Source organism: Vibrio sp. B7, assembly GCF_963888765.1.
Classification (GTDB): domain Bacteria; phylum Pseudomonadota; class Gammaproteobacteria; order Enterobacterales; family Vibrionaceae; genus Vibrio; species Vibrio anguillarum.
Genome location: NZ_CAWPKR010000022.1, coordinates 333,378 through 346,841 on the forward strand (window position 1 = coordinate 333,378; position 13,464 = coordinate 346,841).

11 protein-coding genes are annotated in these 13,464 nt (G+C 43.6%); 9 read left to right on the forward strand and 2 right to left on the reverse strand.

Going from position 1 to position 13,464, the window contains the following annotated elements; translation table 11 throughout:
- Positions 1 to 38: 38 nt before the first annotated feature.
- Positions 39 to 788 carry a substrate-binding periplasmic protein gene (locus tag AACV32_RS09370; protein WP_094126660.1) on the forward strand — a complete coding sequence of 250 codons (750 nt, stop codon included), beginning with the start codon at positions 39 to 41 and terminating at the stop codon, positions 786 to 788.
- 58 nt (positions 789 to 846) lie between these two features.
- Here the strand turns inward: AACV32_RS09370 and AACV32_RS09375 are convergent, their stop codons facing one another.
- Positions 847 to 1,803 carry an AEC family transporter gene (locus AACV32_RS09375; RefSeq protein ID WP_170894971.1) on the reverse strand — a complete coding sequence of 319 codons (957 nt, stop codon included), beginning with the start codon at positions 1,801 to 1,803 and terminating at the stop codon, positions 847 to 849.
- Between the two features lie 126 nt (positions 1,804 to 1,929).
- Here AACV32_RS09375 and AACV32_RS09380 point away from each other — a divergent pair, with 126 nt between their 5' ends.
- The 3 genes from AACV32_RS09380 (at position 1,930) to AACV32_RS09390 (ending at position 5,124) form a co-directional block, all read left to right on the forward strand.
- Positions 1,930 to 2,538: a TetR/AcrR family transcriptional regulator gene (locus AACV32_RS09380; RefSeq protein WP_170894972.1), complete on the forward strand. Its 609-nt coding sequence runs from the start codon at positions 1,930 to 1,932 to the stop codon at positions 2,536 to 2,538.
- Positions 2,539 to 2,685: 147 nt separating this feature from the next.
- On the forward strand, positions 2,686 to 3,543 hold the full coding sequence (locus AACV32_RS09385; RefSeq protein ID WP_019283476.1) for an alpha/beta fold hydrolase: 858 nt from the start codon (positions 2,686 to 2,688) through the stop codon (positions 3,541 to 3,543).
- 195 nt (positions 3,544 to 3,738) lie between these two features.
- Entirely contained in the window at positions 3,739 to 5,124 is a 1,386-nt protein-coding gene (locus AACV32_RS09390) for an SLC13 family permease (protein WP_017048120.1), read from the forward strand.
- A 64-nt stretch (positions 5,125 to 5,188) separates the two neighbouring features.
- Here AACV32_RS09390 and AACV32_RS09395 read toward each other — a convergent pair whose 3' ends face one another.
- Positions 5,189 to 5,812 carry a DUF2057 family protein gene (locus AACV32_RS09395; RefSeq protein WP_170894983.1) on the reverse strand — a complete coding sequence of 208 codons (624 nt, stop codon included), beginning with the start codon at positions 5,810 to 5,812 and terminating at the stop codon, positions 5,189 to 5,191.
- Between the two features lie 474 nt (positions 5,813 to 6,286).
- Between AACV32_RS09395 and AACV32_RS09400 the strand changes: the two genes are divergently transcribed.
- From AACV32_RS09400 to AACV32_RS09420, 5 genes are all read left to right on the forward strand, one after another.
- Entirely contained in the window at positions 6,287 to 8,833 is a 2,547-nt protein-coding gene (locus tag AACV32_RS09400) for a glycosyl hydrolase family 18 protein (RefSeq protein ID WP_026028429.1), read from the forward strand.
- 194 nt (positions 8,834 to 9,027) lie between these two features.
- Positions 9,028 to 9,399 (forward strand): GntR family transcriptional regulator, encoded by a 372-nt coding sequence (locus AACV32_RS09405; protein WP_026028428.1) that lies wholly within the window; start codon positions 9,028 to 9,030, stop codon positions 9,397 to 9,399.
- Positions 9,396 to 10,259, forward strand: coding sequence for an ABC transporter ATP-binding protein (locus AACV32_RS09410; RefSeq protein ID WP_017049278.1), 864 nt, complete (start codon positions 9,396 to 9,398; stop codon positions 10,257 to 10,259). The genes AACV32_RS09405 and AACV32_RS09410 overlap by 4 nt, the downstream gene beginning before the upstream one ends.
- Entirely contained in the window at positions 10,259 to 11,116 is an 858-nt protein-coding gene (locus tag AACV32_RS09415; protein WP_017045015.1) for a hypothetical protein, read from the forward strand. Before AACV32_RS09410 ends, AACV32_RS09415 begins: the two co-directional genes overlap by 1 nt.
- A gap of 326 nt (positions 11,117 to 11,442) precedes the next feature.
- The gene (locus AACV32_RS09420; RefSeq protein ID WP_017049277.1) at positions 11,443 to 13,329 is read left to right on the forward strand and encodes a methyl-accepting chemotaxis protein; all 1,887 of its coding nucleotides are present in this window, start codon (positions 11,443 to 11,445) and stop codon (positions 13,327 to 13,329) included.
- Positions 13,330 to 13,464: the final 135 nt, after the last annotated feature.

The window sequence follows — 13,464 nt, forward strand, 5'->3', positions numbered from 1 at the left end:
ATGTTTCTTAAAAGTTTGCTCAATGTTCAGGTACGGCAATGAAATCTTTAAGATGGTATGAGGTTTGGTTCTGTCTCATCCTATCATGGATTTCTATCCCCGCATGGGCAGCGCCATCCTCAATACACAATAGTCATATTATTCGTATTAGTGCGGGTGAATGGCCGCCGTTTATTGGTCAACACCTTGAAAATAATGGTTTTGTTGCTGAGATCATCCGTAAAGTATTTAAGGATGCTGGCTACGAAGTTGAGTTTCATTTTTTCCCATGGGCGAGAGCATACGCCGAAGCCAAAGCTGGACGTTATGATGCGACTGCCATTTGGATGTTTAACCAAGAGCGGACGGTAGATTTTTATTATAGCGAAGCGGTGAGCGATGAACGCTTCGTGTTTTTTCACCATAAAGAAACCGACTTTCACTGGGAAAGCCTCTATGATCTTAAGGGGTTACATTTAGGAGGTGGCATTGCCTACAGCTATGGTGCCGAGTTAGACAGATTGTTAGAGACGCAGCAAATAAACATGTCTCGAGTCAATGATCCAAAACAGAACTTCGAACGGCTGGCGAAAAAGCGGATTGATCTCATGCCAGAAGAAATTCATATTGGTTATTACACTCTGGATAAATACTTACCGCAATGGCGAGAAATGATCACGCACCATCCCAAACCTTTTCTCATCAATAATAACTATCTGTTGTTCCCTAAAATGGGTGAACGAAGTGAACAATTGTTGACGCTATTTAATCATGGACTGAAAGAAAGTGATGTCTCCATGATGGAATGATTCGTTTTTTTTGAATGGCCCTTCCTGACTTACCTTTCCGCAGTGAATTGAAAGGTGGTTAGATTAAGTTCAGAGACGCGAGCAGGAAGATGCCTAGTGTACAAGTAAACAGTGAAAATACGGTCGTCAATGCAATGATGTTGGCCGCTAAGGTTGCATTTCCTCCCATTGCTCTTGCCATAACATAACTGGCCGCAGCGGTAGGGGATGCACTCATCAAAAAGACTAGCCCGAGATCTAACCCGCGAAAGCCAAAAAGTAACGCACCCGATGTGATCAATATCGGGGCGAGAATCAGCTTATGGGCAGTGGCAAACCAAGCCGGTGATTTGTCGCTTCTGAGTGAACCTATATTGAGTGAGCCGCCAGTACACAGTAGTGCTAATGGTAGTGTCATATTGGCAAAGTATTGGCCAGCATCAGTGACCATTTTCGGGATTGGAAGAGATAAGGAATAGCATAAAACACCGAGCAGAATACCAATAATCAGTGGGTTTTTGGTGAGTGTTTTGGCAATCACTCCAGCGGCTTTGAGCCCTGAACTTTCCCCTTTTGGCGTGAGTGTTATCACCGCTTGAATATTATAAAGGATAGTGGTTGCGGCAACGTACATCGCCGCTAATGCTAGCCCAGGTTCGCCATAAGTATTTGCGACATAAGCCAAAGCGATAATAGCGGTATTCGCACGAAACCCGCCTTGGATGATCACGCCGTGATCCAGATGTTGTGGGAACGCTTTTTTGGTGAAAAAAGTCGTGAAAAGAAAAAATAGGAAATTAGCGAGTAGTCCATAGCCAATCAGTGTTGCACTGGAAGAAAAATCGTGCTGTGATTTGACTATGCTAAGAAATAGCATGGCTGGTAAGGTGACTTGGAATACGATGCGTGACGCGACATCGATGAAATTATCGTTGATAACCCTCGTTCGCTTTAGTACAACGCCCAGTACTAACATCAAACAGATAGGCCCTGTAATTGAGGCCGAAAACAAAAGTTGTTCGATAATCGTTGTCATATCAATCCATTGAAGTTGCTCATAGCGTTGCTATTCTTCCACAGTTCCTCATTTTGCAAAATCAAATTTGCAAAAAAGAACGAACGTGCTAAAAATAGCATGGTATGAATTGAGAGTCGGCATAATATGAGCAAAGGTAGAATTACAAGAGAAAATGTACTGAACAAAGCGTTCGAATTAGCCAGTGAAAATGGTTTGGAAAGTCTCACTATCGGTGAGTTGGCAAAACAGTGCGGTTTATCAAAAAGTGGTTTGTTTGCGCATTTTAATGCTAAAGAAAATTTGCAAATTGCAGTATTAGAGCATGCCCATTCTGTGTTTACTGAGCGTGTTATTACGCCGGCTCGCCTGATTGGCGACGAGAATATCGAAGCTAAATTGCGAGTGCTGTTAGAGCACTGGTTAGGTTGGAATCATTCATTCCAAGGCAGTTGTATGTTTTTAGATGCGTGGAAAGATGCCGCAACTTGTGATTGCGCAATTCAAAAAGTACTTAAAAAAACCATCGCGACTTGGATTCATTACTTGCAAATTCAAATTCAAAAAGGGGTTGATAGTGCACAGTTTCATCCGAAATTGGATATAAAGCAGGCTGCTTATGAGTTGTATGGACTCTATTTAAGTGCTCATTTGTTCTACTCGATCTACGGCCAAATGGAAAGTTATCAACATTTTTGGAAAGGCGTGGGCGATTTAATGTCTCGATGGCGAAATATAGTGAAGCAGCAATGTTAGCTAATTCTCGCTTTTCACAGCGAGAAGAACGAGCCCGCAACAGCGCAGATGCACTTTTATTTAACAAAATCAAATGTTTAACAAAATAAAAATTTTTAATTAGAAATAGTACGAACGTTCTATTTTCTCGAGAGGAAGGGCAACTCAGTGAGTGAAAAAATCTATTTTAGCACCTCAAACACATTCAGTGTGAAACGTACATTGGTTAATATGAGCACTCGTCTTCATCACACGCTCGCACCGTCACATGCCAAAAAAGTTGCACGAAATGTATTGTTGACTCCGGCAAGAAGTAAGCCTCAAAACCAGCCGCCAATTGGCCTGAAAACTGGCCGTGTAATGTGCGTTGAAGGGGCTCTGACTACTTATCAACTCGGAAGTGGTCCCATTTGGTTATTGACTCATGGTTGGTCTGGCACGGCAAGTCAGTTTTATCCACTGATGGAGCATATTGCGGCACGTGGTTATACGGCATTAGCTTATGATCACCCAGCACATGGTCAAAGCGAGGGCGTGTATGGTCACATTCCTGCGTTTGTTGGAGGGTTGGAAGCGATACTCGATAGTATTGACAATGTTGCTGGTATCGTTGGACACAGTATGGGGACGGCCGCCGCATTAGAGTGCCGACATCATAAAATTGAGCATTGTCCAATGCTATTGGTCGCGCCCGTGCTGGATTATTTGGATAACTTATTCAGCAGTGTGGCAAGGTCTGGCTATTCGATGCGCTTATTTGAGGCCGTTGTTGCGGAAGTTGCCGATCAATATCGTTATCCCATTCAATCTATCGATCCTTACCATAAGCTTGCTCAGCGTCAATCTCGCAGCGTCATTGTTCACGATGAGAATGACAAGTTCACCAAATATTCTGTTTCAAAGCGAGCGGCAGAAGAAATCGAGAAAGTGTCACTTATTACCACCCAAAACCAAGGACATGGACGTGTGATGAAAGGTGAACAAGTTAAGTCCGGATTTGATTTGTTGGCAGGAATACCATGCTAAGGTGTTCGTTTTAAGTTAATTTGAAGCCGTAATTGGATGGGCGTAATTTAACCAATAGTTTTCCATTTATTTCAAAGTGTTAAATTGTTAACCATAGTCTTGATAAGGTTAACAATTTCGCAATAATTATTATCTCCTTGTTTGAATATGTGTGATCATATTGTTGCCAGTAGGCCCTCATAAGGAAAAATAATAATGAATAGAAACGATAGTGTCCCTTTACCCTCCAACACCCGAGAATGGTTTTTTAACCGTAACAGCCTTATCATCCTAGCCGATATTGTCCTGTTTTTTATCTTGTACAATGCCTTACCTGTTGATTCTAATGTCGCTTTGGGCATTAGTATGCTGGCATTCATTGCTGTGCTGTGGTTAACGGAAGCTTTACACGTCACAGTCACAGCCATTCTTGTGCCTATCATGGCCATCGTTTTTGGTGTTTTTAACACCCAAACGGCGCTCAATAACTTTGCTAACTCGATTATCTTCCTATTTTTAGGTGGATTCGCATTGGCTGCTGCTATGCATCGGCAGGGTCTGGATAAAGTTATTGCCGATAAAGTTCTTATCATGGCGCGCGGGAAAATGAGCGTTGCGGTATTCATGTTGTTTGGTGTGACTGCCGCGCTTTCAATGTGGATCAGTAACACTGCCACCGCTGCGATGATGCTACCGCTTGTGCTTGGAGTGCTCAGCAAAGTGGATAAAGACCGTGGTCATTCTACCTATGTTTTTGTGCTTTTAGGTATTGCTTACAGCGCCAGCATTGGTGGTATTGCCACCATCGTAGGAAGCCCTCCTAACGCGATTGCCGCGGCTGAGGTTGGTCTTTCATTTACAGATTGGATGAAATTTGGTGCTCCAACGGCGGCGATTATGCTGCCCATTGCGATTACTATTTTATATTTCGCATTAAAACCGGATCTTAATGGAGAGTTCGAGCTTAATTATGAACCTGTTACTTGGGATAAAGGTAAAGTCGTCACGCTTGGTATTTTCGCATTAACGGTTTTTTGTTGGATATTTAGCAAACCAGTCAATGCCATGCTGGGTGGTTTTGCGAGCTTTGATACTCTGGTTGCGCTGGGTGCGATTGTTTTGGTCAATTTTGCCCGAGTGGTGCACTGGAAAGATGTAGAAAAAACGGCAGATTGGGGGGTATTACTGCTGTTTGGTGGCGGTATTTGCTTGAGCAACGTACTTAAGCAAACGGGAACCAGCGTTTTCCTAGCCAATGAACTAAGTGCCCTGATCTCTCATTTAGGTCTGTTCTTTATTGTATTCGTGATTGCTGTTTTCGTGGTGTTCCTAACGGAATTCGCGAGTAATACAGCCAGTGCAGCGCTGCTTATTCCGGTGTTTGCCAGTGTTGCTGAAGCCTTTGGTATTTCACCCGTGATTCTATCTGTATTGATTGCTATTGCGGCTTCTTGTGCATTTATGTTGCCCGTTGCGACGCCACCCAATGCGATAGTGTTTGCCTCTGGACACATTAAGCAAAGTGAGATGATGCGAGTGGGTATGATGTTAAATATTGCTTGTATTGGCTTGCTGACCATGATTGCGATGCTGTTCTGGTAAGCTAAGCACAAACTACTTCAATACTAATGAGCTCTCAATTCAGAGAGCTCATATTGAGACGTTATTACTGTTGATTAACGAATTCTTTAAAGCGTGCTTTCGTTTTCTCATCAGCCTTGTTGTACCAAAAATGCAGCATTTCTTCGGCGGCGTTTTGTACATTTCCTGACTGAGCTAGTTCATTTTGCAGCATAGCAACATCCGTCATTCCAATAGCTGCAATACCCCCTGCGCGATTATAGTCATTTGCTTCACGGATATAGTCACGGCCTACTTGATACCCTTCTTTAAGAAGGCGATCTTGCTTTATCTCTAGTGTTTGGCCTGCTTGGTCAATCAGTGACCATTGCATTGTTTTAATCTCTTTCTCTGCTCGATGTGCATCACGGTATTCAGGCATGGCAAAATTCAGTTTTGCATCCTTTGCGGTGAATGTGGCAATGACTGCATCGCTTTCGATAATCACGCGATCATTCCCTTGCGTAAAATAAGGCGCGTATTTGAAGACGATTTGTTGTTCACCATCGGCCAGCTCAAGGCTTTTCGCTGAGGAAAATAGGCTGCCAGAAGTTTCGGGCTTCTGACCATTCACCGCTAATAAGTTAATAGTGTCTGGAATTTCAAGAGTGATATTAGCCAATACAGAGGCACTAAAGATCATGGTTAATGTACATAAAGTCGGTTTAATTAGGTTCATTATTTTATCCTTGCAAGCAATAGAGTAGAGGTTGCCGATAGTTGGTTGTAAAAGCAAGTTCTCAACGGCATAAGTGACTAATTTTCATTGAAATGTAACATCTTTAGTGCGAGGCATGCGTCATGCATTCGTCAATATTATCAGATCGTTAGTCACGTGATAATGTCATTCTCTTAATTTTAAATTATGCCATTCAGTCTTCTTCAAAGGCCTTAATTAGCGTAAAAAATTAAACTTACCTGCTTTGCTTTGTCAAAATTCTGAATTCCTGACTCAGAATTGCTTTTAAGATGTAACACGGTGAATCCCCATAACAAAATTTTAACGATGACTCGAAAAGCGTTTTTATTTTTTTGCTAAAAAAAATAAGTCTTGTAAATACTGAAATGGATGTTCTTCAATGCCTTATCAGAAGAGCAGCTTGCTTAAATGTAAGTGAAACATTCAGAAATGAGAGATATAGGTATGAATCGTATTACTTTGTGCGCCGCAAGTATTGCAATGGCTCTTTCGGGCACGGCAATGGCAGCACCAGCAACCCCTAGCGTCGATGTCTATGGGTCGAATAATCTACAGTTTTCTAAAGTTGAATTAGCCATGGAAAGCACGGCTGGTTATAACCAAATGGTCAAATATTATGATCAAGCGCCGATTGCCGTTAAGTTTAACCAATGGAGTGGTACAACAGGCAACACGTATAAAATCTATTTTGATGGCGCACAGGTCGCGACAGGCCCAATCACTGGCAGCCAAACCACCGCAAACTTCAGTTATGCACAAGGTGGTGTTTACCAAATGACAATCGAAGCTTGCGACGCGACAGGTTGCAGCAAAAGTGCACCCGTTGAGATAACAATTGCCGATACCGATGGCTCACATCTCAAACCTTTGGTGATGAATATTGATCCCAATAACAAGACTTACACGACCGATAAAGATACGGTGGTTGGAACCTACTTTGTTGAGTGGGGCATCTATGACCGAAAATATACGGTAGATAACATCCCGGCTGATAATCTGACGCATATTCTATACGGCTTCATTCCAATTTGTGGCCCTAACGAATCATTGAAATCCGTTGGTGGAAACAGCTACAACGCGTTGATGACCGCATGTAATGGGGTGAATGATTACGAAGTGGTGATCCATGACCCTTGGGCGGCCTATCAAAAGAGTTTCCCGCAAGCGGGTCACCAATACAGCTCTCCGATCAAGGGCAACTATGCCATGTTGATGGCGCTCAAACAGCGTAATCCAGACCTCAAGATCCTTCCTTCTATTGGTGGTTGGACACTCTCTGACCCATTTTTTGATTTTACCAACAAGGCCAATCGCGATACTTTTGTTGCTTCAGTGAAGAAATTCCTAACCACTTGGAAATTCTACGACGGTGTTGATATCGACTGGGAATATCCTGGAGGAGGTGGTCAAGCAGCGGATCGCGGTGACCCAGTCAATGATGGCCCTGCGTACATTGCGTTAATGCGTGAACTGCGTGCCATGCTTGATGAATTGCAATCGGAAACTGGTCGTACTTATGAGCTCACGTCAGCAATTGGTGTTGGTCATGACAAGATTGAAGATGTTAATTATGGCGAAGCCATTCAATATATGGATTACATCTTTGCCATGACTTATGACTTTTATGGCGGTTGGAATAACGTATTAGGCCACCAAACCGCGCTTTACTGCGGATCATTCATGCGCCCTGGTCAGTGTGATGGGAAAGGAGTAGATGAAAATGGCGAACCTTATAAAGGCCCAGCTTATACGGCGGATAACGGTATCCAGTTACTGCTAGCACAGGGTGTCCCTGCTAATAAGTTAGTCTTAGGTGCGGCTATGTATGGCCGTGGCTGGGAAGGGGTGATGCCGGCTTCATTAAGTGATCCAACCGACCCGATGACAGGGGTAGGTAACGGAAAATTGAAAGGCACTTCCGCGCAAGGCGTGTGGGAAGCGGGTGTGATTGACTATAAAGGCATCAAATCATTCATGTTAGGGGCTAATAATACCGGTATTAATGGCTTTGAATATGGATACGATGCACAAGCTGAAGCACCTTGGGTTTGGAATCGTACAACGGGCCAACTGGTTACTTTTGACGATAACCGTTCAATCAAAGCCAAAGGCGCCTATGCTCGAAACCTTGGTTTGGCCGGGTTGTTCTCTTGGGAGATTGACGCTGATAATGGTGACATCCTAAATGCGATGCATGAAAGCTTAGCAGGAGGAGGTACTACACCCCCCGCGAACCGCGTGCCCACTGCAAATGCAGGTGTTGATCAATCGGTGGTTGGTCCGGTGAGTGTTGTTCTTGATGGCGGTGCATCAAAAGACAGTGATGGCACTATTGTCAGTTACGTGTGGCAGCAAACGGCGGGCACAGCAGTGAGCTTAGTAAACGCTAATTCTGCACGAGCCAGTTTTGACGCGGCCGAAGTGGTACAAGTACAAACGCTGACGTTCAAGTTGACGGTCACAGATAACAAAGGCGCAACGGCTTCTGATGTTGTGACTGTAACGGTCAAACCTAAAGCAACTGAGCCTGTGAACACGCCACCAGTGGCGGTGATTACTGCGCCAAGCAATGCCAGTGCTGGTGAGGTTGTGGTGGTGGACGCTTCCGCTTCAAGTGACGTCGATCAAGACACCTTAACTTTCGTATGGGATGTACCTACAGGCCTAAATGCAACCATTCAAGGTGCGAGTGTTTCGTTTGTTGCTCCTGAGTATACACAAGACACCACGCTAAGCTTCACTGTAACTGTCAGTGATGGTAAAGCGGCGGCCTCTGCAAGTGCATCGGTTATCGTGGCGAAGAAAGATTCTGGTGGTGACACTTGCAGTAACTTGTGGGATAAATCAGCGGTTTATACTGGCGGTCAACAAGTTTCTTGGGCTGGTAAAGTATGGGAAGCCAAGTGGTGGACAACTGGCGAAAACCCATCGACTACTGGTGTGTGGGGAGTATGGAAAGAGATTGGCCCTGCGAGTTGCCCAACAAGCTGATTGCTTTAATAAACCAGTTACCTCAATAAGCTAACGGGTTTTAATAAACTTTTTATTGCAAACAATGACTTCAAGCCTCGTTCTAACACGAGGCTTTTTTGTGCGTTTTTCTATGTTTTTTCATTCATCACTTGCAATTCAATATTTTTGCTTTAGTGTTATATATGTGTATAACACTATATCGGTATAAAATTGTGACAGATTGGCAAGATAACCAACCCATATTCCGTCAGCTAGCCGACAAAATTACCGAGCAGATCCTACAAGGTATTTGGCTAGAAGATAGTGCGTTGCCTTCGGTAAGAACCGTTTCGGCAGATATGAAAATCAATCACTTAACTGTCATGAAAGGCTATCAACTGCTTGTTGACGAAGGCATTGTTGAAAAAAGACGAGGTCAAGGTATGTATGTCGCGAAAGGAGCGCTAGCGCAATTACAGGCGAAACAAAAGCAGCACTTTTTAGAGCAACAGATCCCAGAAATTGCACAAACACTCAAGCTATTGGCGATGCCGCTTGAGGATTTTATCAACCAACTACAACAGCATATTGAAGGTGACCAATGAATCCATTAGTCGAAGTCAACGGTGTATCTAAACAGTACGCAAAGCATGCCGAGTCGGAAGCTCTGCAGAATGTGAGCTTTAAGCTCTACGCAGGACAGGTGCTCGGTTTGCTCGGACATAATGGTGCGGGCAAGTCGACCTTAATTAAGTCGTTGCTCGGTGCTCACCATTATCAAGGTGACATTTTGATCCAGGGCTTAAATCCGATTACGGAACATGCGCAAGTGATGGCGCATCTTTCCTACATTTCAGACGTCAATGTGTTGCCAGATTGGATGACGGTTAAACAAATTTTGCGTTATACGTCAGGCGTGCATCCCAGCTTCTCGTTAGACAAGGCCACGCAAGTCCTTACACAAACCAACATTCGTTTATCAAGTAAAATTCGTACCTTATCAAAAGGGATGAAAGTACAGCTGCATTTAGCCATTGTGATTGCCACCGATACCAAAGTGCTGATTTTGGATGAGCCAACTCTTGGTTTGGACCTAATCTACCGTGATACCTTCTATCGTCACTTACTCGAATGGTTTCATGATGGTGAGCGTGCCTTGATTATTGCTAGTCATGAAGTATCGGAAATTGAACATTTGCTAACGGATGTGCTGATCTTGAAGCAAGGTAAGGTCGTGCTGCAAGACTCAATGGAGGCGATTACACAAGGGTATTTTGTTCTAGAGGCCAGTAACGCACATCAAGACGTTATCCAAACCTATCGTCCTTTGGCATCTCAGCCAAGCTTGGGAACAACAAAGTGGTTGTTGACTTCAGAACACCGTCAAGCCGTTGAAGGGCTTGGTTCTATTTACAGTGTAAAACTTGCTGAACTATTTCTTGCCTTGCAGAAGGAGAACGCATAATGCACCCCAGTATTTATATGCTTGAAAAAGAGCTGATTGAAAACAAAAATGTTACGCGTATTCCTTTGTTTCTATTGGTATGCGGAACCCTATTGTTCATCAGTTTGTTAATGAACAATACACTGCAACACAACCTGTTTTTTGAGATGGAATTTGGTGGCGACATCAGTGATGTCCATATCGAATTTGTGGATGATTTCAACACCTTTATCATCATGCTTGTTGGTTTTATTTCGCTAATGCTCAGTTCACTCTATTTCCCCAGAACATTCCGCAAGGAGCGTAAAGAGGGAAGCTCTATGTTCTGGCGCAGCATGCCAGTGACGAACAATATGACCCACATAGTGAAACTGGGGTTTGGCTTATTTGTAATCCCTGTGGTCTGTTCCGTGTTAGTCATTTGTGCGGACGTTCTGCTGTGGGGGCTTAACTTAGCGACAGAAAACCGTTTAGCCCTACTATTTGAACAACGTTCTCTAGGATATGCCGTTCAACACTGGTTGAATTACCTCAGTATCATGTGGGTGATTGCTGTGACGATGCTGCCATTAGCCTGCTTTACTTTAGTTATTTCACAGATATTTAATTCGCCGATCCTTGTGATGTTCGTGGGCGGTTTCGCGCTTAAATGGATCTCGATTGTTATGCTGAATTCTGACATTGTAGGGGAGTTTTACCACGCGATTTTTAACTTGCCGTTGCAGTTAATGACTTCTTCAAACATGTTCACGGCTTTTGAAGGTGCTGGTTGGGGTAATTTATTTGTGTATATCATGATTGGTATCGCCAGTTACTGGATTAGCCACAAGCTCTATAGTACTGATGAACTTTCATTGAAGTCACTGTTGACCCGATAAGTTTCTGGTTAATTGTGGTCAAAAAGAGAGCGTTTGTTCTCTTTTTTTTCGCCTATTTCCTGCGGTTACTATGGTGAGGCTAGAAAAGGTTAGACCAGAAAAATTCACTCAAAATTAGAAGTTAGTTCCAAAGTGATGAGTAATCAACTCTCTGACTAACATGATATAAATGTGTTAAATGCACTATGCTATTTTGTAGTCCTTTGTGAGCAATGACAAAGACGTGGACCGCTTCAAGTTTTATTTCGAGGCTTGAAATTATAATGTCCAATTGATCGAGAATTCTATCGGTTTGAGTTAAATTACTATTACAAATAGGTCTACCTATGTTTAAAAAAATGTCGTTAAAAAACAAACTGGCGATTTCAGCCAGCGCTGCCATTATTCTTGGGGGATTACTCGTTGAAGCATTGTCGTATCGAGCTGCACTGGAGCGATTAGATATTGATGTTGAACAACGATTACAAAGTACCACCGCTTCTTATAACCAGTATGTTACGGACTGGTTACTGTCGAAAGAGCGTGCTTTAACCTCGCTGTCGCAAGATGCCGAGAAACAAGCCATCGTGACACATTTAAAACAAGTTCGAGATTCTGCAGCGTTTGACAACGTATTTCTTGCTTACCCCGACGGTTCGCAAAACAACGCTAATGGTGTCATCTTGCCGCCGGGGAACGATGATCCGCGCAAATGGGGCTGGTATACAAACGCTAAAGCAAACCCATCAAAAGTGTTTATGGATAACCCAACCGTTGCTGCGGCAACGGGCGCTAATGTGGTTTCATTAGGTAAGGCACTGAATTTACATGGCCAACAAGTCGTTTTAGGCGCCGACGTAGAAATTACTGACATCCTCAACAGCATGAAGCAAGTTATTTTGCCGGGTGAGGGGTATATGTTTATTGCTAACGATAAAGGCAATATTTTTACCCATAGTGATACTAAGCTGCTCAATAAAAGTGTTTCTGATCTGGGTTTAAATTTCGCTGATATCCGCCAAGCGATTGCGAAAAGCAGCGATTTATTGGTGGATATTCGAGGTGAGGAGTATGTTCTCTACGCCCGAAGCATCAACGGAACGAATCTCAGTACTGTTGTGGTCATCAATCACGATTCGCTCATCGCACCTTTATCTGAAGCTACCTTCAGCCAGCTCATTGTTACTGCCGTTGTGGTCATACTCTGTACTCTGCTGTTCAACTTATTGTGTAATATTTTGTTCCGTCCTTTGAATAATGTTTCTCAAGCGTTGGCACAAATTGCAAACGGTAGTGGTGACTTAACCCAACGTATTGAAGTAGAGAACAGCGATGAAGTAGGTGAATTGGCCAGAAACTTCAATACCTTTGTGGAAAGTTTACAACAACTTATTGGCCATATTCGTCACCAGTCTCATCAATTGGAAGCACAATCAGAACATGGCGCGCATCGCGCTAATCAATCGGCATCAGAGCTTAGTCACCAGCAGCAAGAAATTGTGATGGTCGCTACTGCGGTCACTGAAATGGCGTCGGCAACGCAAGAGATAGCCTCTCACGCAGAGCAAACGGCAAAAGCGGCGCAAGACTCGGCAACCAGCACCAACAATGGACATGCCTTGGTGATTCATACCAAAGGCTCGATCAATAACTTGGCAAAATCAGTGAGTGAGGCCAGTGGCGTGATTGCCGCACTAAACCAACACGCGCAAGAGATTTCGACCGTACTGGCAACCATTCAAGGCATTGCAGAGCAAACCAACTTACTTGCGCTGAATGCGGCTATTGAAGCTGCGCGAGCGGGTGAGCAAGGCCGAGGTTTCGCCGTGGTAGCAGACGAAGTCCGTGTGCTTTCTCAGCGCACCCATACTTCTACCGAAGAGATAAAATCAACCATTGATACCCTGCAAGAAACCACTAAACGTGCGGTATCGTTGATGCAAAGCAGCTCAACGCTAGCTGAGAACTCAGTGGAAGATGCCGATAAAGCATCCGGTGCGCTTGAAGAAATTAAAGCAGCGGTTGCCTTGATCAGTGATATGGCGACGCAAATTGCGACGGCAGCCGAAGAGCAAACGCATGTGACTAGTGAAATTACACAAAATGTTACTTCTATCAAGGATGTGACGGAGCAACTGGTCATTGGTGCAGAAGATAGCTTGAGCCAATCCAATGAACTCAAGCAGCAAGCGGAAGAGTTGAGTGCAAAAGTAGCGACATTTAAATTAGCGTAACGGTTGTTTCTTTTTTGTTCAAAAGGCTCTGCGGAGCCTTTTTTTGATCAGATTGTTATGTTTTCTCACTTAATGAGAAAGTAAGTCTGTTATTAATCTTAAATTCTCGATATATAAGAATCATAGTTGAGGCGT